A 17,743-nucleotide genomic window follows, 5' to 3' on the forward strand; every position below is an offset into this window, starting at 1 on the left:
TCGCAGCGGCCACTGTCATGCTCCTGGTGGTCGCCATCACGGTTACCGGCTGTTCAGGCGGCTCGCCGCCATCCGCCCCGTCGACCGCACGAGGCAAGCAGAAAGTCTCCTTCCTGGTCTTCCCCTCGCCGAACCTGCCGGAGTCGTACTGGAAGGCCCAGGTCGAGCTGGTCACCAAGGCCCACCCCGACCTGGAGGTGGAGCTGGTCGCCGCCCCCTCGGAATCGGAGCGCAACGACTACGCCAAGCAGCTCGCCGCGTCGGGACAGCTGCCCGACGTGCAGATCGGCATGCAGGACCTGGTCGCGCTCGAACCGAGCCTGGCGCCCTGGTCGGAGCAGGAGCTCACGGACTTCCTCTGCCCCACCTGCGGCGCCGTCAACGGCAAGGTGGTGCAGCTGCCCGCCAACACCCAGACGATCCCCGACGTCTTCTACAACAAGAAGCTCTTCGCCAAGGCGGGCGTCACCGCGCCGCCGAAGACGTACGCCGAGCTGGTCGCTGCGGCGGAGAAGCTCAAGGCCGCCGGGATCACGCCGTTCGTCAGCGGCGGCGTGTTCGTCACCTCCCAGCCCTGGACCGCGATCCTGGCCACCGACCTGTACGCCAGGACGCCCGACTGGATCGCCAGGAGGCGCAAGGGCGAGGTGACGTTCGCCGGCTCACCGGAGATGAAGGCCGCCACCCAGAAGTTCGCCGACCTGGCCGCCAAGGGGTACGTCGACAAGCGGCAGATCGGCCAGGACTACCCCAAGACCCAGGAGGCGTTCCTGGCCGGCAAGGGCGCCATGTACCCCATGGGCAGCTGGTTCGCCGCCGCAGCCGACCAGTCGGACATCAAGGACGACATCGGCGTGTTCGCCTGGCCGAGCGACGCCGGGACGCTCCACCTGCCCGCCTTCACCGGCGGCGGCCTGTCGGTCAGCGCGACTGCGAAGAACCTCGCGGCGGCCAAGGAGTTCGCCCTGGCCTTCCAGCTCACCAAGGAGAACCTGGACGCCTCGGTCAAGGCGGACGCCCTGTTCCCGGCGATCAAGGGCTACACGCCGCCGCCCGACACAGGCCCCGTCTTCAAGGCCGTGTACGACCTGTGGCGGCAGGCGCTCGACCGGAACGCGACCGTACCCGCGTTCGGCTGGGAGGCGGGCGACGCGGCCATGCCCCCCGGCATGCAGGGCAAGTTCTGGTCGGCCGCACAGGACCTCGTCAGCGGCCGGAAGACCGTGGACCAGGTGCTCTCCTTCCTCGACACCGAGTGGGAGAAGAGCGGCTGATGGCGGTCGGCACCACCCGGCCCAGGCCCGCACCCGCCGGCCCCGGCGCGCGCGAGCGGCGCCCCGCGCGCCGGCGGCGGACGGCGGCGTGGCACTTCCTGACCTTCGCGGCGCCGGGCACGCTCGTCTACGTCTGCCTGGTGCTGCTGCCCATCGCGCTGAGCGTCGGTTACAGCCTCACCAACCAGGCGCTGCTCCGGCCGCACACCGAGTTCGTCGGGCTGCGCAACTACTGGTTGCTGCTCCAGGACGAGACGTTCCTGCAGTCGCTCAGGGTCACCGCGATCCTGTCGCTGATCGTGGTCATCGTGCCGAACGTGCTGGGCGTCGCCATCGCCGTCCTGCTCGACCGGCGCGGCCGGATCTACAACGCGCTGCGCACGGTCTTCTTCACCCCGATGGTGATCAGCTCGGTGGTCATCAGCGTGATCTGGACCCGAATCCTGGCCGACGACGGGCCCGTCAACCAGGCGCTCAGGGCTCTCGGCACCCGCGAACCGCCCGGTTGGCTGTCGGATCCGGACCTCGCGCTCTACTCGCTGGCCTCGATCGTCTGCTGGCAGATGCTCGGCTTCTGCGTCGTCGTCTACCTGGCCGGACTGCAAGGCGTGCCGCAGGAGCTCCTGGAGGCGGCCGCGATCGACGGCGCCGGAGCGGCGCGCCGCTTCCGGCACGTCACCTGGCCCCTGCTGGCGCCCGCGCTCACGGTCAACACGGTGGTGCTGCTGATCTCCGCGTTCAAGATCTTCGACCAGGTGAAGGTCGTCACGAACGGCGGCCCCGGCACGGGCACGACGGCGAGCGTCGCGTTCGTCGTGCTGCAGGAGGGATTCGTGGAGAACAGGACCGGCTACGCCTCGGCCGAGGCCGTCGTCATGCTCATCGTCGTCGCCGGGCTGTCCGTCGTCACGCTGCGGTTCCTGCAGCGCAGGGAGGTGCAGGTGTGAACCGGCCGAGCCTGCCGTGGCTGCGCCCGCTGGTGGCGCTGGCCGCCGGGGCACTCTTCGCCATCCCGCTCTACATCGCGCTCATCAACGTCTTCAAGCACAGCCGGCAGGTGAGCGCGGACACCATGGCGCCGCCCGCGCCGCCCACCCTGGACAACCTCGTCCGCGTGCTGACCGGCCCCGACAGCCTCTTCTGGTCGTCGTTGCGCACGAGCGTCCTGGTCACGTCCCTGTCGATCGTCGTCCTGACGACGCTGTCGGCCCTGCTCGGCCACTACCTGGCCAGGCACGGCGGCTGGTGGCCCCGGCTCATCATGGTGCTCCTCCTGTGCGGGCTGATGATCCCGCCCCAGGTCATCCTCATCCCGGTCACCCAGGTGCTCAAGGCGCTGGGACTGATGTCGACGATCCAGGGACTGGTACTGTTCGACATCGGCTACTACGTACCGTTCGGCGTGTTCGTGTTCTCCGGATTCATGAAGGGAGTGCCGCGCGAGCTGGAGGAGGCGGCGGCGATCGACGGCGCCACCCGCTGGCAGACCTTCTGGCGGATCGTCTTCCCGCTGCTGCGTCCCGCCACGGCCAGCGTGCTGATCTTCCTCGGCGTGTGGATCTGGAACGACTTCCTCAACCCACTGATCATCTACGGCCCCCGCGACGGCACCACCATCATGACGGGCGTCTACAAGTCGCTCGGCCAGTACGCGGCCGACTTCGGCGGCATGTTCGCGCTCATGTTCCTGGCGACACTGCCGATCCTCACCTTCTACCTGCTGCTGCAGAAGCACTTCGTCAAGGGGCTCACCGGAGGCGCGACCAAGGGCTGACGCGACCCGGGTGATCACACCGGTTGTACGGGACCGGTTACGTCCGCATAGCGGATGATCTGGGTGGCCAGGATCACCACTGCGGCCAGCGCGGCGGCCGAGCCGATCAGGACCGTCGGAGTGTGTGGGCCCAGCAGCCAGAGCAGGGTGAGGCCGGTCAGCGAGGGCGCGCAGAAGGCGGCCAGGTCCACCGCCAGTTGCAGCCGCTTGCGCGAGGGGCGGAGTGGATCCTCGCGGTGGTATTTCTCCCACGTGAACAGGTCGATGTCGTCGGAGCCGTCGTCGACGAGGCCGCCCAGGTGCGGGGCCAGCCGGCCGCGGACGTACGCCCCGATGACGGCGATCTTGTGATTGTTGATGACGTAGGCCCAGCCCAGCACTGTGGCGGCCAGCGGCAGCAGCAACAGCAGTTCCAGCCGGCCCGCGGTTGCGGTGACAGTGCTGATGCCGGCGACCGCGGTGAGCGTGGCGTACATCAATTGGCCGCGCGCGCCGATCCGTTGCCGCTGCTCGGCCTTCAGCGCGTCGTATTCGCTCAGCAGCGCCTTGACCGCGTGCTCGGGGCTTACTGCGGTGATGTCGGTGATAGCGGACACGGTGGGATTGCCTTTCTGAGTGGCTGACTGACTGCGGGCGACGGAAGGCCGGCCATGGCGAGGCGGTTGATGATTGCGTACAGTTCTGCCGATACCCTCATTTATGACATTATCGTCACCCGCCTAGTGAGTTGCTCAAAGAAGAGTGAGGATTCCGTCAGTTTCGACGGCCGGTTGGCAAGCGAGGCCGAGGAGGCCGTTCGGGGATGGAGCCCCAGTAGGGCGAGGTTTTCGTCACCACAACCACTGCCAGGGAGAAGATGCCTACGACGGGGGTACTCCGGGTCGTCGGCGCGGCAGGAGGAGCCGCAGGGCGCCCGGCCGGATGTCGCACGTCACGGGCAGGTGGAGCTCCACCGCTTCCCCGTCGATCCCCGCCGGCAGGAGCCGCGCGGGTCCGTCCAGCCTGACTTGGAGCGCCGCCCACGCGATGATGCCGGTCTCGGCCGCATTCGTGGTGGCGTTCCGGCGCAGGTCGCGGCGCAGGCGTGCGAACAGGTCCGGCGGCGGCGGGCCGGGCGGGCGTTTGAAGACGATCGCGCCGAGCAGCCCCGAGGCGAGCGTGAAGCGACGCCCGAGGTAGCGCGGCGTGCTGAGGTGGTACGCGTTGTTCGACACCAGCACCACCTGCGGGTGCTCGACACTTTCATCGGGAGTGTCCACACTCGCGTCGACCCACTGCCGGCCACCGAGGTATCGGGGGGCGATCGCGGCCAGGGTGCGTGCCCTCGCCTCACGGTAATCGGGCTCCAGCAGGGCCTCGGCGTAGATTCCGAACGAGACGTTGTTGACGAAGACGTGCGAGTTGACCACGCCCAGGTCGGCCCGGACCGGTTCGCCGTCGCCCAGGGCCTCCAGCGCCCGGGCCGGATCGCCGAGGTCGAGGCCGAGATCGCGGGCGAAGTGGTTGCGGGTACCCGCCGGGATGACCACCAAGGGCAGGTCGGCCTCCGCGGCCACGGCCGCGACGGCCGACACCGTCCCGTCTCCGCCGGCCACCCCGAGCACCGCGACCCCGTCCTCGACGGCCTGCCGGGCCAGCCATGCCGCCCCCTGGCCGGGACCGGTCAGCCGGACCGCCGCGCCGTACCGTCCGGCGCGCTCGACGAGCCGGAACCGGCCCACCTTGCCGCCGCCCGAACCGGGATTCATGACCACGACGGCCCCGGCATCGGTCGTCACGGCGCCCGCCTCCTCGGGGAGGAACCAGCCGGCACCCGCGTGCTCGCCCGCCGCACCGTCCAGCCGCACAGCGCGCCGATCAACGCCCCGGCCACGACGTCGGAGGGATAGTGCACCCCTGCGTGGACCCGCGCACAGCCGACCGCGGTCGCCGCGGCGTGCAGCGGGATCCAGGTCCACGGCACTGTCTCACCCATCGCCGACGCGAACGCGAACGCCGACGCCGTATGCCCGGAAGGGAACGACGCCGACACCGGCCGCCGGACCCGGCGCGATCCCAGCACCGCACGCCGGCTCGACCGGGTGGGCCGCCGCCTGCCGGTCAGCGGCTTGAGACCCGCGTTCGTGACCGCCGAGGCCAGCCCGACGGCCAGCACGCCGAGGCCCGCCGCCCGCCGGCCGCGAGGGCCGCCCCCCAGCGCGAGCGCAGCCGCGGTCAGCAGCCACAACCGTGAGTGGTCGACCGATCGGGACACGTCGACGAAGAACCGGTCGAGGCTCGGCGTCTGGGTGTCGGCCACGGCGTCGAACAACGCCTGATCCAGCGCGTGCACCTGTGTCCGCACCTCGGCCGTCCACCGCGTGCGGTCGCCGCGACACCCGCTGCTCCTCTCGGCGCGCGGCCCGACTGGGCGGCGCGCCTGCTTGGCCGGTCCGCGGTGCGGATGCGGGAGCGCGATGAGATCGGGCATGTCGTAAGCACACCTTGGCCGCCAAAAGCCGCGACAGGGGCGAAAGTCACATAAGCGATGAACTACGTCATCTTCTGCGCTGACGGAACGGTGGCATGCTCCGCGGACGGATGGCGCTACGCGATGGCGTCGGGGAGGAGCCGGTCGAGGTCGGGCAGGGGACGCCGGGAGATCTGATGGGCCTCGTCGGTGGGGACGCCGAAGGTGCGCAGGAGGTCTTCGGTGATCTGGTCGGTGGCCTGAGCGTCGTCGCGGTCGGGTTGGGTGTGCAGGAGCTGGCCGAGGCACAGGGCGGTGCCTGCGGCGATGGTGAAGGCGAGTTCGGGGTCGGCGACGGTGAAGCGGCCGGCTCGGATGCCGGCCTGGATGTCGCGCCGGACGCGTGGGGCGATGCCGTGCTCGGAGGTGGCGATGGACAGCCCGGTGTTGATCAGGACCTTGCTGAGCTGGGGCCGGCGGCGGTGCAGGCGTCCGGTGAGCCGGAAGCTGTAGGCGAAGACCTCGGCGGGGTCGGTCATGTCGCGGGTCAGTTCGTCCAGGGCCGCGCCGTGCCGGTCGAGGGCGTCTTCCACGGCGGCCCGGAAGAGTTCGTCCTTGCTGGAGAAGTGGTTGTAGAAGGAGCCCATGCCGACGTCGGCGGCCTGGGTGAGGTCCAGGATCGCCGTGTTGGTCCTGCCCTCGGCGATGAAGGTCTGGGCGGCGTGGATGAGCGCGGCGCGGGTGCGCGCCTTGCGCCGGTCCAGGCGGGTTGGTGACGCGTCGGTCATCTGTCCGTCTCCTGTGGGCTGTGGTGCGCGCTCCACTGTAGTGGAATCCGTCAACAGTGACGGAATCCTCAACAACGCTTTGAAGGGTCATTACACGGGTGACGGTAGCGTCCATAACTGACGAAACCGTCAGAAACGGAGCAGTCCCTTGACCACCACCCCGCCCGCACCTGGGTTGCGTCCCACCCGGTCCCCGCATCTTCATGTGCTCGGCCGGAACGGCGCCCTGATCCTGCTGGGCATCACGCCCAAGCCGCTCACCACCAGCGCGGGGCTGACGTTCAGCTACCAGGGCTGAAGGCCGAGGACGACCGGTCAAGGCCACGCAGGACGCTCTGTGCGAGCGAGCCCCGGGCTTGGCCGCATTTTCGAGCACCGAGCAGAAACGACAGCAACATGCCTCACGCCAAACCCCGGATCACCCGCTACGACCCGCGCCCGGACATCACCGATCCGTACGTCGTCCGGACAGCGCGCAGCATCGCGCCCGCAGGATGCGCGGAGTGCGGCAACGGCTCACCCGTGGACATGCAAGCCGACAGCCCCGATCCCGCCCTTGACGTGCGGAGAGGGCAGCAGGAGCTGGAGAGGCACCGGCAGTTCGCCTCCGACGCCTCGCACGAGATGCGCACGGCCCTCACGGGCCTGCGCGCCGGGCTGGAGGAGGGCCGCCTGTATCCCGAGCAGACAGATCTCCACGCCCTGATCGCCACGGCACTGAGAGGCGTCGACCGGTTGGATGCGATCCTCACCGACCTTCGGGTTCTCGGCGAAATGGAGGCAGGTCCGGCTGTGGAGCCGCACCAGGTCGATCTCGGAGAACTGGTGCGGGACGAGGTCTCCCGCCGGGTCGATCACCTCGCGGTCCACCTCTGGCTGCAACCGGGCGTGATCGTTCAGGCCGTCCCGATTCGGATTGCCCGACTGCTCACCAACCTGCTCGACAACGCCCAACGACACGCCGAGCGGATGGTCGAGGTCCAGGTGATCCGCATGGGCGACGACGCCGAGATGACGGTGTCCGACGACGGAGAAGGAATCGCGGAAGCCGAGCGGGAACGGATCTTCCAGCGCTTCACCCGTCTGGGCGCCGCACGCCGCCTCGACCGCAAAGGCACGGGCCTCGGCCTGGCGATCGCCCGGGACATCGCCCGAGCCCACATGGGCACCCTCCACGCCAGGGAGTCAGCAACCGGTGGTGCTTGCTTCGTGCTGCGACTTCCTCTCAGCACAACGGCCCACGTCCCTGACGCAGGGAATACCGGATCTCCTGCGACAGCCGCACGCGCCGCGTCATCCTGAGCCGGATCACCCACACCGGTGATCACGATCGAGGTGTACGCCTTTCCTGCCGCAGAGCGAGGGGCCGAGCAGCCACCCCTGGGCAGGGCCCGCCGCGGCGCCACCGCGCCCGCCGTCCCCTTCGCCGCCCTGGACGTCGACCGACCGGTCCCCATGGCCAGGCCGACCGGGCCGCGCGGGCGGTCAGCTTCGCGGGCAACGCACAGCTAACCACCACGCCATATCACTCACTGCTTTTGTCTGCTTACTTTCTGTGAGTGCCAAGCAGTGGTCAGTGTTGCCTTCAGGACACCCTGTCCGACACCGGGGCGACCTCGTCCCTACCTGATGGCCGACCCAGCCGAAGGCCGGCGGTGTGCCAGGTGATCTGCACCGTTGGTAGCACCGGGGCCAGACCTCGGACAGAGCGAAGGTGAGGAATCGCGGGTGCATCTGACTCCACATGAACAAGAACGCCTGCTGATCCATGTGGCCGCGGACGTGGCCCGCAAGCGCAGAGAACGGGGAGTGCGGCTCAACTACCCGGAGGCGGTCGCGCTGATCACGGCCCACGTGCTGGAGGCCGCCCGGGACGGCAAAACAGTCCACGAGCTCATGTCGGCCGAAGAGAAGATCCTCTCCCGCGACGACGTCATGGAAGGCGTCCCGGAGATGATCTCCGACCTCCAGATCGAGGCGACCTTCCCCGACGGCACCAAGCTGGTCACCATTCGTGCTCCCTTCGCCGAACCGCCGGCCCACCCCCAAGCCGAGGTGAAGGTGACAGTGAGGGAGCTGATCCATCCAGGCAAGATCGACCATCCCGAGGGCGCGGAGCACGTGGCCTTCAACGAGGACCGCGAGATCACGATGGTGACGGTCACCAACACCGACGACCGCCCCATCCAGGTGGGCTCCCACTACCACTTCTACGAGGTCAACCCCCTTCTCGACTTCGAACGTTCGGACGCCTACGGCAAGCGCCTGCACATCCCCGCCGGCAGTTCCATACGGTTCGAGCCCCGATGCACCCGGACGGTGACGCTGGTGCCCATCGAGGGCAGGCGTGTCGTCGCCGGCCTGCGCGGCCAGGTCGGAGGACAGCTCGATGGATGAAGCCCTGGACGCATCGGCCGACACGACCTCGGACCCGCAGGTCAACCCGCCCGCCGAATCGGAGGCAACCCCGCGGGGCGGCGTGCCCGGACCGGTGATCCTGCCGATCGAGCAGCCACTGACCCGCGTCGAGTACGCCGACCGCTACGGCCCGACGACAGGCGACCGGATCCGCCTGGCCGACACCAACCTGCGGATCGAGATCAGCGAGGACTGGGCCGGCGGGCCGGGCCGCAGCGGCAACGAGGTCATCTTCGGCGGCGGCAAGGTGATCCGCGAGTCCATGGGGCAGTCCTGCGCGCCACGCGACAGCGCGAGGTTCGGCGCTCCACGGCCGCCCGACACGGTCATCACCGGCGCGGTGATCCTGGACCATTGGGGTGTGGTCAAGGCGGACGTGGGCATCCGTGACGGCCGGATCGTCGCGCTCGGCAAGGCGTACAACGACGAGACCATGGACCGGCTGCACGACGGGCACGAACGGGCCACCGACTTCCTGATCGGGCCGGAGACCGAGGTCATCGCGGGCAACGGCAAGATCCTTACCGCAGGTGGCATCGACACCCACGTGCACTTCATCTGCCCCCAGCAGGTGCACGAGGCGCTCGCCGCCGGGGTCACCACGTTGATCGGCGGCGGCACGGGCCCTGCCGAGGGCAGCACCGCCACCACCGTCACGCCCGGCGCCTGGCACATCTCACGCCTGTTCGAGGCGCTGGACGCCTTCCCGGTCAACATCGGGCTGCTCGGAAAGGGCAGCACCATGTCCACGGAGTCGCTCTACAACCAGGTGGAAGCGGGCGTCCTCGGCTTCAAGATCCACGAGGATTGGGGAGCCACCCCGGCGGTGCTGCGCCGCTGCCTCGAGGTGTGCCGGGCGACCGGCGTCCAGCTGGCCCTGCACGCCGATTCCCTGAACGAGGCCGGCTCCGTCGCCGACACCATCGAGGCCATCGGTGACCACCCGATCCACATCTTCCACATCGAGGGCGCCGGCGGCGGCCACGCCCCCGACATGATCACCATGGCGAGCCTGCCGAACGTGTTGCCCGCCTCGACCAACCCCACCCGCCCCTTCACCGTCAACACGGTCAAGGAGCACATCGACATGGTGATGGTCTGCCACCACCTCAATCCGCTGGTGCCCGAGGATCTGGCCTTCGCCGAGTCGCGGATCCGGCCCTCCACGATGGCCACCGAGGACATCCTGCACGACCTGGGCGCCATCTCGATCATGTCGTCGGACGCCCAGGCGATGGGCCGCATCGGCGAGATGATCATCCGTACGTGGCAGACCGCGCACGTGATGAAGGCCCGGCGCGGTCCGCTCGAAGGCGACGAGGCCGGCGACGGCGGGGCCGACAACCACCGCGCCCGCCGCTACGTCGCCAAATACACCATCAACCCGGCCATCGCGCACGGCGTCGATCACGAGGTCGGCTCGGTCGAGGTGGGCAAGCTGGCTGACCTCGTGCTGTGGGAGCCGAAGTTCTTCGGCGTCAAGCCACACAGGGTGATCAAGGGCGGGCAGATCGCCTACGCGCAAGTGGGCGACGCCAACGCCTCCATCACCACCCCGCAGCCGATCCTGCCCCGGCCGATGTGGGGGGCGACGGGCCGGGCGCCGACCGCCAACGCGGTCAACTTCGTCACGGAGCAGGCCATCCGGTCAGGGCTGGCGCAGCGGGTCGACGTACGCAAGGAGTTCCGGCCCATCCGGGACACGCGCAAGGTGTTCAAGGCCGACATGCGGGAGAACAACGCCTGCCCCGAGATCTGCATCGATCCTGACACTTTCGAGGTCGTGATCGGCGGCGCGGAGGCCAAGGACGTCAAGACGGAGATCGACGACCGACTCGTCGACGGTCACGGCTTCGCCGAGACGCTGCCCATGGCGCAGCGCTACTTCCTGTTCTGACCGCCACCCACGACCGCCGCGCCATCTTGATCGACCCACGTGAGCGAAAGGCGGGCTACGCCGCGATGAACCGTGCCGCTCTGCTCGTCCTGGCCGACGGCCGGTTTCCCGCCGGAGGGCACGCCCACTCCGGCGGCGCCGAGGAGGCCGTCACCGCCGGACGCGTGCGAGACGTGGCGAGCCTGGAGGCGTTCTGCCGCGGCCGGCTGCACACGGCTGGCCTGGTCGCGGCCGGACTCGCGGCCGCGGCCGCCGCCGGGTACGACCCGCTGCTGCTGGAGGAGGCGGCCGACGCCCGCACGGCCGCTCCCGCCCTGCGGTACACCTCACGCAGGCTCGGCCGGCAACTGCTGCGCGCCGCCCGGGCCGCCTGGCCCTGTGCCGCGCTGGACGCCTTGGCCACGGCCCGGCCACGCGGCGCCCATCAGCCCGTGGTCCTCGGCCTGGCCGCCCGCTGCGCCGGGCTGACCCCGCTGGACGCCGCCCACGCGGCGACGTACGAGAGCATCGGCGGCCCGGTGACCGCGGCCGTCCGCCTGCTCAGGTTGGACCCGTTCGACGCCACCGCCGTCCTGGCGCGCCTGGCCCCGGACATGGACCATGTCGCCGCCGAGGCGGCCGACGCCGCGCAGCGCGTCCAAGCCGACGGGCCCGCTGCACTGCCGGCCGCCTCGGCGCCGCTGCTCGACATCACCGCCGAACAGCATGCCGTCCGCGGGGCCCGCCTGTTCGCCTCATGACCACCCCTTCGACCGCCCGGGAGCAACCATGCACCTCCATCACAGCGACACCTTCCCCGACAGCCACGTCCACGGCTCTGGCACCTCCTCCGCCGCCGAAGGCTCGGGTGGCCGCCGTCGCGCCCTTCGTGTCGGACTGGGCGGACCGGTCGGCTCAGGCAAGACCGCCACCGTCGCCGCCCTGTGCCGCGCGCTGCGCGAGGAGCTGTCGATCGCGGTCGTGACCAACGACATCTACACCCGCGAGGACGCCGAGTTCCTGCTGCGCGAGGCCGTCCTGCCCGCCGAGCGCATCACCGCCGTGCGGACCGGCGCCTGCCCGCACACCGCCATCCGCGACGACATCTCCGCCAATCTCGAAGCCGTCGAGGACCTGCAGGACCAGCTCGGCACCCTGGATGTGATCCTCATCGAGTCCGGCGGCGACAACCTCACCGCCACCTTCTCCAAGGGCCTGGCCGATGCGCAGATCTTCGTCATCGACGTCGCCGGCGGCGACGACATCCCCCGCAAGGGCGGCCCCGGCATCACCTCCTCCGATCTGCTCGTCATCAACAAGACCGACCTCGCCCCCCACGTCGGCGCCGACCTGCAAGCCATGGCCCGTGACGCCGAGGCCCAGCGCGGCGACCTGCCCACCGTGCTGACCGCGGTCAAGAGCCCGGGCGGCATCAGCCCTGTGGCCGACTGGATCCGCGAACGCCTGGCCGCCTGGACCGCGGGTCCCGCATGACGCTCGCGGCAGTTCCGCCCTCATCCCCACTGCCCACCGTGCCCACCGTGCCCGGCGTGCGCGCCACCGCCCGCATCCGTGCCATCCGCGCGGGCGACACCACCGTCCTGCCCACGCTCGTCGGTGACGGCCCCTTCGACCTGCGCCGCGCGCGCCCCCACGGGAGCCAGGCGCGGGTGTGCATTCTCGCCGCCATGAGCGCCCCTCTCGGCGGCGACCGGCTACGCATCGACGCCACCGCTAAGCACGGGGCCGATCTGCACATCACCACCGCCGCCGCCACCATCGCCCTGCGGGGTCCCACCACCGCCCACGCCACCTACGACGTGCACCTGCGTCTGGCCGAACATGCCAGGCTGCACTGGCTGCCCCACCCGCTGATCTCCGCCGCCCGCAGCAACCTGCGCCAGAGCTGCACCATCGACCTGGCCGCGACCGCCCGGCTCGTGCTGCGCGAAGAGACCGTGCTCGGGCGCGCCGGCGAAGGGCCGGGCCGGCTGTCCACCCGCCTCACCGTCCGCCGCGACGGACGCCCCCTGCTGGAGCAGCAGGCGACGTTCGGACCTGGAGCGCCCGGCTGGGACGGCCCCGCCGTCCTGGCCGACCACCGCGCCATCGGCCAGATCCTCATCGTCGATCCCACCCTGGAACACCGCCCGCCTCACGCCCGCCTGCTCGGCGACGACCCGGCGACCGGCCAGGCCGTGCTGACCCCCCTGGCCGGGCCCGCCCTCCTGATCACCGCCCTGGCCCCGGACACCCTGCGCCTGCGCCGCCTGCTGGACGCGGCGCACCCCATCGGCTGACCTCGCGGCATCACCGCGAGGAAGCGATCTGACCCCTGCGTCGGCACAAGGACGCACGATGCGACACCACGGCCCCGCCCGTCCCGGCCGCTGCAAGAGCTCGTCCGCGCCGTCGCGGTACTCGAGGACTGTCAGCGCGGTGACGCACCAGCCGTGGAAGTCGAAATGCGTGCCCACCCTCACGCGGCCGGGCCCGGCGGTGACCAGGCCGCACGCGCTCTTGCCCTCGCCGGCGACATCCTCGAGCAGCTCTACCCCGCCTCGGGCCACTCGGCTCTGTCATGCGGATCGCCTTGATGGGCTTGATCAGGGGACGTGACGCGAGATGGCGTCGCATGGCCCGACGTCGTTGCTGCTTGTTTCAGCCCCCGCCGGCGGCACGCACCCATCCTTCGACATACCAACCTGCTCCCTTGACCACGGGACGTGGGAGTAGGCGTTTCGGCAGGTCAGAGCCCGCCCTCTGAGAGCACGCCACGTTCAGCCACATGCGGTTTGTTCGCCAACACGCACTGCGTGTGGTCCCCAAATGGTCCCCAGGACTGCCCCGCCTCAGACGCTCCACGATGCGTCTGCATCGGCGCTGGTGACCAGACCCAGCCGCAGGGGCAAATGCGATGAACACCGAATCCGGGACCGCTCCCCTCGACCACCAAGCGCCCGGGCCGCCGGAGAGGGGTTCACCCGCCGTCGAGTTGTTCATCGCTCGCACCGTGACCGTCGTCATGGTGCTCATTGCCATACTGACCTTCACGTTCAGCTTTGGCAACGTCTGGCATCTGGCCACCCTTCTCGGCGTCCCCGCCTGGATAGCCCCTCTGGTCGGACCTGCGGTAGACCTGTCGGTCATCGGACTGCTTCTGGGCATCCACTACGTCCGTCTTCACAGCCCCAACCCGATAGGACTGGGGCCCGCTCGCACGCTGCTGACGTTCTCCGGACTCGCCACACTAGGGCTGAATGTCGCCGCTCCAATGGCTCAAGGAGAGTACGGCCGAGCCGCGATCGACGCCGTGGCGCCACTCCTTCTCATCGGCTGGTCAGAGGTGGGGCCCGGTCTATTGCGGCAAATCTCGACCACCCGGAACCAGGATCTTGTTGCTAGAGGAGGGGCGACCGCTCTCAAGATCACTTCTGATATCGAAGCAGAAATCGCTCCAACACCACAGCACCCAAGGGAAGCCGCCGCTTCCAACGAAGAACAGGAGTTTGAAAAGCTCAGAGAGCGAGGCGGCTCGCCGACTCCATCAATCTCGTCCCCGCGGCGTAGGTTCGCAGGCAAAGGAGCACGTCGTTTCACTTCTGCGTCGCACGCACAAGGGCCGGATCCTTAGCTTTCGACGTACTCTCAGTCGATATTGAGCACCTCGCGCACGCCAGGCGTCTCTCGGTGTACGCGACGGCCGTCGCGTACACCGAGCGCTAGCAGCCGGGGCGGGCGGGAAGGTCGGCCATGTCTTAGCCCGGTGCGAGGGTCCCTGGCGCGGTTCATACTTCGCCGAGTCGTAAACGACTCAGCTGGCGAGTGGCTGCCGGTGTTAGGAAGCTTAGTGCGCCGGGAAAGGCCGACGCGCTACCAAGCTGCAACAGCGGAGGGCCGCCCGTGCAGAGGAGTGAGATTCCTGAAGTGCCGGGCCGGGACACTCTCCACCGGCTACCGTGAAGGCTGCCACACCGGGCGGTGACCTATTCGGAGGGTCAACCACACCGCCCTGTCCTACGAGGAGGGACCATGGCTCTACGACGCCTTGCCCGCGAATTCGCCGCGGAGATCGCCAACCACGACTGGAGCGACGCCACCACGCGTCTGGACCGCGCTGGCCACCGGCGAGAGGACGACTCGAAGGTGAGCGGCGAGCCGCCACTCACCCCGCAGGAAGCACACCGCATCAAGGTCAACGTCATGTGGGTGACGGCGCAGGTGCTCGCCCACGAAGACCCCAACTTCGAGATCCACGAGTTCGCTCGCCTGTGCGGCGTGACTGGGCTGTCACGGGCGTCCTTGGAGTGCGGTCTGCGCCGTAGCCCTGACGGCAAGCTCCTGCAGGCGCCTCCAGTGCACACCTGACCGTTTCGCGTGCGGCAGTCCTAACGCCAACCCAGGTGAGGGCCGCCGCTCGGAGAGTCGGCTGACGCACCTTGATGGCATGAGCCGAAGAGGCGGCCCAGTCCGGGAAATGCCTGGACATGGACAGTCCCGACCACGTGCACGTATGACAGCTACGAGGCCACTGCCCGGGGCCTCTTCTCGTCCCGGACACCGCCGGAGGTCATGATCTCCCCCTCCAGATATATCACCGACGTGACCCGCCGTCGGCTCGCCGACGGACTCGCCCAGATGCGGATTCAGTGGAGCGGAACGCTCGACGAAGTGCACTTCCTGAGCCGGCTCTACGAGTTGGACACGCTGCCCAGCTACGACTCCCGATTCACCACGGCGAGCCGTGACATCGCCCAACACCGGCTGCTCAATCTCGACTGGGACGACGACTGGATCTTCGAAGACCCACGCTTCGGGTTGGCCAACGGCGACGAACCGCTGCTGGCCTTCCTCGCAGAGATGCTGCACCCGGCCGTGCGGATCGACCGATCCGAGGCCGAAGCACTGCGCGCCTTCCTCAACGGCATCTTGATCCACGACGGCTACGAGCTCATTCAGGTCGACACGATCAGCGGCTCCCCGATCTTCGCTCCGCGCCGAATCGGTTCCGGGGTACGCGGCGAGCTGAAAAACCTTATCTTCGCAACTATCGGGCCCAAGCCCGAGATCGTGCTCGACGACGCAGTCAACAACGACTTACGCATCGTGAAGAACGAGCAGGGCTGCCTTGTCTACGACCGGAAGCTGGCCGCACACGGCCTCACCTGGGCCGAGCTGACCAATTGGTGGGCCGACCGGGAAGGTATGAGCGACTCGCCGACACGTGACATCTCGCGCAGCCTGTACCAACGGCTGGACCAATCCCTGGGCAATAACGGCGCTGAGCGACGGATTCTGCGTGTGTACGCGGAGCGCTACATCCGGCTTGGTCCTGACATTCCGGCACTGATCCCCCAGGTCTATCTTCACTATGACCCATACACGCGCAGACGGTACCTACCGGGTACGTCTCCGCTGGCGCGTCAGCGCATGGACTTTCTGCTGCTTCTGCCGAATCAGGTCCGTATCGTCATCGAATGCGATGGTAGGCAGCACTATGCCGACAATGATGGTCGGGCTAGCCCGCGCCGGTACGCCGCGATGATGGCAGAGGACCGCGACCTCCGTTTGAAGGGGTACGAGGTTTACCGATTCGGCGGCGACGAACTCGTCGACTCCCCAGCCACCACGCGCATGCTCGACGCCTTCTTCGAGCGACTCGCTACCCGGTACGCCGACTGAGCCTGCCACGGCTCCCTGACACGGCCGCTACGCGTTCGCATTCGACGGGACTGCCAAGCCAGGATCAGCCTGAAGACCTTCGCCGCTTCCTCATTGCTGGGCGGCGCCCGGAGCAGCGCGATAGCCGCCCCGGGCGCTCACGCACAGTGGCTTGCCGGGCACCATGACGCTCATGCCCGACGGGCTACTCGGCGTGCACCTCGCCTGTGGAGTCCACCCTTGTCCGTTAGGGGCAGACTCTCATCGCGGTTCAGCCAGTTTCCGTCTCCTCCCCTTGAGCCTGGGCAGTCGCCGCGAGGATGCGGGCTCGGGCTAGATCACAAAACCCCTCGTTGATTTCGATGCCGACGAACGGGCGGCCCAGTTGCCGAGCGGCGAGGGCGGTGGTCGCCGCCCCGGCGAAGGGGTCGATGACGGTCCCACCGAGGCGGCAGCCGGCGGCGATGGCGCGGAGCGGGATGTCGATGGGAAATGCCGCGAAGTGTGCCGCCCTGAGCGGGCGAGTGGAAATGGACCAGACGTCACCGGGGTTTCTGCCACGTTCGTTGGCAGCGGCATGGCGCCGACCGGTGGCCATCATCGCGGCGCCGTGGCGCTTGCCGCAGATGGCGTCCACTTCAGGGGTGTACTTACCGTCGATTGCTCGTGAGCAGCCACCTCGCGCTCGACGAGGCACCGGCCGGTCACCGGTGTATGACTCTCGGATGGCGTCCAGGTCGAACCAGTACCGGCGCTGCTTGACCAGTAGGAAGATCATCTCATAGCGCGTGGAGACGCGATCGAGGACGGATTGCGGCATGGCGTTCGGCTTGTGCCAGACGATGGCATTCCGGAGGATCCAGCCGTCCTCCTGGAGGGCGAGGGCCACCCTCCACGGCATGCCAAGCAGGTTCTTCGGCGGTACCGACAGGCGGGAGGCAGGGCGGGTGGCCGGCTGGCGCTCGTTGTAGTCGCGCCCTCGAGCCCAGCCGTCGGAGTTGGCGGCGTAGCAGTCCCCCAGGTTGAGCCAGAGGGTGCCGTCATCCGCCAGGACACGTCTGGCCTGGGAGAAGGTCTGCCTGAGCGTCTCGACATACTCGGCCGGCGTCGGCTCCTGACCGTACTGGCCGGGCACGCCGTAGTCGCGTGGACCGTAGTAGGGCGGGCTGGTGACAATGCAGTCGGCCGAGCCGGCGGGCAGTTCGGCGAGCATCTCCTGGGCATCGCCCAGATAGAGGGTCGCCTGGCCGTTGGTCCAGTACGGCTGCATCACCACGCCCACCTCCGGTGGGTGGGGATGGCGTCGATCACATGGGTCATCGCCAGTTGGGGCGGGCCTCAGATCCGCAGCGCCCGCCTTGAGTCAGTGACTCGTTCGGGCGCATTCCTAGTTGAACGATGATCTTGAGCGGTCCCCGTGCGCAGCTCTGGCAGGTCGGTGGAGCTACGTGTTGACCTCCGGCGCCGGAGATCACTTGAGAGGGACTAACGCCAGCAAGCCGC

Annotated in this window: 18 protein-coding genes; 13 read left to right on the forward strand and 5 right to left on the reverse strand. The window is 68.9% G+C overall.

The window, feature by feature from the left end; genetic code table 11:
• Positions 1-26 precede the first annotated feature (26 nt).
• From HD595_RS00385 to HD595_RS00395, 3 genes are read left to right on the forward strand one after another with little or no spacing between them, the layout of a single operon-like run.
• Entirely contained in the window at positions 27-1,274 is a 1,248-nt protein-coding gene (locus tag HD595_RS00385) for an ABC transporter substrate-binding protein (protein WP_253764934.1), read from the forward strand.
• A complete protein-coding gene (locus HD595_RS00390; RefSeq protein WP_253764935.1) occupies positions 1,274-2,221 on the forward strand; it encodes a carbohydrate ABC transporter permease in 948 nt (315 codons plus the stop codon). Before HD595_RS00385 ends, HD595_RS00390 begins: the two co-directional genes overlap by 1 nt.
• Positions 2,218-3,048 carry a carbohydrate ABC transporter permease gene (locus tag HD595_RS00395; protein ID WP_253764936.1) on the forward strand — a complete coding sequence of 277 codons (831 nt, stop codon included), beginning with the start codon at positions 2,218-2,220 and terminating at the stop codon, positions 3,046-3,048. The genes HD595_RS00390 and HD595_RS00395 overlap by 4 nt, the downstream gene beginning before the upstream one ends.
• Positions 3,049-3,062: 14 nt before the next feature.
• On the opposite strand, the gene HD595_RS00400 is transcribed toward HD595_RS00395, so the two are convergent.
• The 4 genes from HD595_RS00400 to HD595_RS00415 form a co-directional block, all read right to left on the reverse strand.
• Positions 3,063-3,644, reverse strand: coding sequence for a hypothetical protein (locus HD595_RS00400; protein WP_253764937.1), 582 nt, complete (start codon positions 3,642-3,644; stop codon positions 3,063-3,065).
• Between the two features lie 264 nt (positions 3,645-3,908).
• Positions 3,909-4,826, reverse strand: coding sequence for a diacylglycerol/lipid kinase family protein (locus tag HD595_RS00405; protein ID WP_253764938.1), 918 nt, complete (start codon positions 4,824-4,826; stop codon positions 3,909-3,911).
• Positions 4,823-5,518: a phosphatase PAP2 family protein gene (locus HD595_RS00410; protein ID WP_253764939.1), complete on the reverse strand. Its 696-nt coding sequence runs from the start codon at positions 5,516-5,518 to the stop codon at positions 4,823-4,825. Before HD595_RS00410 ends, HD595_RS00405 begins: the two co-directional genes overlap by 4 nt.
• A 116-nt stretch (positions 5,519-5,634) precedes the next feature.
• Positions 5,635-6,285 (reverse strand): TetR/AcrR family transcriptional regulator, encoded by a 651-nt coding sequence (locus HD595_RS00415; RefSeq protein ID WP_253764940.1) that lies wholly within the window; start codon positions 6,283-6,285, stop codon positions 5,635-5,637.
• 148 nt (positions 6,286-6,433) lie between these two features.
• Here HD595_RS00415 and HD595_RS00420 point away from each other — a divergent pair, with 148 nt between their 5' ends.
• From HD595_RS00420 to HD595_RS00465, 10 genes are all read left to right on the forward strand, one after another.
• Positions 6,434-6,583, forward strand: coding sequence for a hypothetical protein (locus tag HD595_RS00420; protein ID WP_253764941.1), 150 nt, complete (start codon positions 6,434-6,436; stop codon positions 6,581-6,583).
• A gap of 98 nt (positions 6,584-6,681) precedes the next feature.
• Positions 6,682-7,587: a sensor histidine kinase gene (locus HD595_RS00425; RefSeq protein ID WP_253764942.1), complete on the forward strand. Its 906-nt coding sequence runs from the start codon at positions 6,682-6,684 to the stop codon at positions 7,585-7,587.
• 426 nt (positions 7,588-8,013) lie between these two features.
• Complete coding sequence (locus HD595_RS00430) at positions 8,014-8,682, forward strand: urease subunit gamma (RefSeq protein WP_253764943.1); 669 nt, start codon at positions 8,014-8,016, stop codon at positions 8,680-8,682.
• Positions 8,675-10,600, forward strand: coding sequence for an urease subunit alpha (locus HD595_RS00435; protein ID WP_253764944.1), 1,926 nt, complete (start codon positions 8,675-8,677; stop codon positions 10,598-10,600). Before HD595_RS00430 ends, HD595_RS00435 begins: the two co-directional genes overlap by 8 nt.
• Positions 10,601-10,665: 65 nt before the next feature.
• Positions 10,666-11,340, forward strand: coding sequence for an urease accessory protein UreF (locus HD595_RS00440; RefSeq protein ID WP_253764945.1), 675 nt, complete (start codon positions 10,666-10,668; stop codon positions 11,338-11,340).
• A gap of 28 nt (positions 11,341-11,368) precedes the next feature.
• Positions 11,369-12,073: an urease accessory protein UreG gene (gene ureG, locus HD595_RS00445; protein ID WP_253764946.1), complete on the forward strand. Its 705-nt coding sequence runs from the start codon at positions 11,369-11,371 to the stop codon at positions 12,071-12,073.
• Positions 12,074-12,111: 38 nt separating this feature from the next.
• Positions 12,112-12,879 (forward strand): urease accessory protein UreD, encoded by a 768-nt coding sequence (locus HD595_RS00450; RefSeq protein ID WP_253764947.1) that lies wholly within the window; start codon positions 12,112-12,114, stop codon positions 12,877-12,879.
• Between the two features lie 713 nt (positions 12,880-13,592).
• Positions 13,593-14,213, forward strand: a complete 621-nt coding sequence (locus HD595_RS00455; protein ID WP_253764948.1) for a DUF2637 domain-containing protein — start codon at positions 13,593-13,595, stop codon at positions 14,211-14,213.
• A 398-nt stretch (positions 14,214-14,611) separates the two neighbouring features.
• Positions 14,612-14,947 (forward strand): hypothetical protein, encoded by a 336-nt coding sequence (locus tag HD595_RS00460; protein WP_253764949.1) that lies wholly within the window; start codon positions 14,612-14,614, stop codon positions 14,945-14,947.
• A 234-nt stretch (positions 14,948-15,181) separates the two neighbouring features.
• On the forward strand, positions 15,182-16,261 hold the full coding sequence (locus HD595_RS00465) for an AbiJ-related protein (RefSeq protein ID WP_253764950.1): 1,080 nt from the start codon (positions 15,182-15,184) through the stop codon (positions 16,259-16,261).
• Between the two features lie 250 nt (positions 16,262-16,511).
• Here HD595_RS00465 and HD595_RS00470 read toward each other — a convergent pair whose 3' ends face one another.
• Positions 16,512-17,510: a DNA-methyltransferase gene (locus HD595_RS00470; protein WP_253780996.1), complete on the reverse strand. Its 999-nt coding sequence runs from the start codon at positions 17,508-17,510 to the stop codon at positions 16,512-16,514.
• Positions 17,511-17,743 lie beyond the last annotated feature (233 nt).

The organism is Nonomuraea roseoviolacea subsp. carminata (assembly GCF_024172185.1).
Lineage (GTDB): Bacteria > Actinomycetota > Actinomycetes > Streptosporangiales > Streptosporangiaceae > Nonomuraea > Nonomuraea roseoviolacea.